Source organism: Robiginitalea sp., assembly GCF_049588695.1.
Classification (GTDB): domain Bacteria; phylum Bacteroidota; class Bacteroidia; order Flavobacteriales; family Flavobacteriaceae; genus Robiginitalea.
Map to the genome: position 1 here is coordinate 1 of NZ_JBAVZJ010000340.1, position 1,718 is coordinate 1,718.

A 1,718-nucleotide genomic window follows, 5' to 3' on the forward strand; every position below is an offset into this window, starting at 1 on the left:
GCGTACCAGGGTTTCGAATTTACGCTCGAGTTGATCGTTCCTGGCATTCTCTATGGAATCCTGCCGCCAGATAAGCTCATCTAGGATCATCCTGTTCTCCAAGGCGAGTGTGGCTGCTGCGGCGTCCGCTCCCCCGGCTTCCGCGCGGAGTTCCAGGATTTGCTCTTCATAATTCCGGACAATATCATCTATTCGCTTGTCCGTACTGGTCTCCACCAATCCTTCGTGCCCGCCATTTTTATCATCCCGAATGGAATAAGCCAGGGAGATCTCGTGGTTCCAGCCTAAATTCCCGCCGGTTTCGGAGAGATCTTTCTCCATCAGATATCCCATAGAAAGTCGCTGACTCAGGTTTACGCCCAATCCCATAGAAAGGCCATAGGTCGGGTCAAAGGTGGTTTGCAACCAGCCGTACTCGGGCAGGTCCAGCAAAAGTGAACCGATATACGCGAACCGGTCCAATCCATCTGTCCCCGCCTGCACCAAAGGCATAATCCGGCCGCCCTCAAAGAATCCGGATGTGGCTGAGAGATAATGTGTGTATTGAAGCGAAGCCCGGAGGTTATCCGTGCTGAAACCCGTCAGAAGTTCATTAGTAGTTTGGTTATAGCGGATGAGATTCGTGGCGTATAGGCCCACATCGAACCTCCCCACGGTCAGTGCCATCCCGGGTTGTATCGCAATCTGGTTCTGTTTGCTGCTTTCCTGCAAGAGCGGATCATCCACGGGAGCGACAATTCGGTTGCGGTCCAACCCCTGACTAATATAGGTAAGGTTGGTTCCGAAAGCCAATTTGGTCTTCTCCCCAAGTCTTACAGAGGTCGCGTAATTCGCATTGAATCCGAATTCCTGTACCACACCCTCCCACTGTCCATAAACGCCAATTCCCAGTGCCGTACGCTCATTCATCTTATTTGAAAATCCGAGATAGTAATTCTGGATATTATCTTCAAACGTAGCGTACTGGTTGCGGTGCATGATGTTTAAATAGGACTTGTTTTCGCGGACCAGGGAAAATGTTGGGTTGATCAGAAACCGGTTAAAAAACAACTGATTGTGAAAAGGACTTTTAACCCGGAAGTTTTCCGGGCTCGCATCCTCCTGGGATTGCAGTTCCTGGGGAATACTCAGTACAAAAAATACTAGTATGCCCAGAAGGATCGGATATGTTTGCGTTCGGGTTTTCATCGGGTTGCGGTTTTTGGAAAGATCTAATTGTAAAAAGGTTTCAGAGCTTCCCGTTAAGGGGTTGTTTTTCGTTTGACCAGATACGGGCTTGGTAAAAAGCGGCCTGTCCTAGTACTCTTCAAAAACCGTGTTGGTATACCCCGTAGGGGTTTCCAAAGGTCGAAGTTCCAAAAAGCGGTAATCCCCGTTGTCCGCCAGACGGCTGTTCTCAGTATCGCCGTAGCTAAAGACAACCTGTTGTACGATTTCATCCGAAGTAGCCCGGTTAGACATCACCAGGGCCCGGCCCTTTTCCTGCATCAGATTCATGGCAAAGTCATCCTTACGGCTGTTAAAGGGACTGCCCACATTGACGGCAAGACCTACTTTTTTGGAAGCCACCTGAACGGCAAACAGATCGAGCCCTCCGTATCCTTTATGTCCTTCTGAGGCGAAAAACAACATTTCATTATCCAATATCTGGGGATAGAGGTCATTTTTAGGAGTGTTTACCTTTTCCCCGAGATTCTGTGCCACTCCAAGACTTCCAT

General features: G+C 49.2%; 1 protein-coding gene and 1 pseudogene. Both read right to left on the reverse strand.

Features of this window, described 5'->3' with window-relative positions:
- Positions 1-1,188 (reverse strand): PorP/SprF family type IX secretion system membrane protein (locus WBV75_RS08250; protein ID WP_424120156.1); only part of this gene is annotated, 1,188 nt, incomplete at its 3' end.
- A gap of 108 nt (positions 1,189-1,296) precedes the next feature.
- A pseudogene (locus WBV75_RS08255) lies at positions 1,297-1,718 on the reverse strand (cell envelope biogenesis protein OmpA); the annotation flags it as partial.